The organism is Acidovorax bellezanensis, from assembly GCF_025421555.1.
Lineage (GTDB): Bacteria > Pseudomonadota > Gammaproteobacteria > Burkholderiales > Burkholderiaceae_C > Comamonas > Comamonas bellezanensis.
The window spans coordinates 1-332 of sequence record NZ_JAODYH010000032.1 but is presented as its reverse complement, the minus strand read 5'-3'; the positions used below and the strand labels follow the sequence as shown (position 1 = coordinate 332).

General features: G+C 64.5%; 1 protein-coding gene. It reads left to right on the top strand.

Annotated elements, in window-relative coordinates; translation table 11 throughout:
- Positions 1–332: hypothetical protein (locus N0K08_RS23175; protein WP_408643000.1), on the top strand; the 332-nt coding region annotated here is incomplete at both ends.

Here is a 332-nt window from a genome sequence, read left to right as displayed (position 1 = left end):
CGTTGCCGAGGGCGCGGATGCGGTCGATGGAGGTGCCGGCCTGGACACACTCAACATCACCGGCACTGCAGCGGCGAATAACCTGGTCGTTGTGTTCAACGGCACTTCGCTCACAACGGTGGGGGGTGGGGCAGTGGTCAATGTTGAATCCGTCACGGCCAACCTGCTCGGCGGCACTGACACGCTGAACTACGGTGCGTCGACGGCTGCGGTCACGGTGAACCTGACGGCTGGAACCGCCTCCGGTTTCAGCAGTATCGCAGGCATCGAGATCGTGGGGACGGGCTCCGGCGCGGACGTGCTCACCGGCAATGCCCTGAGCAACACGCTGA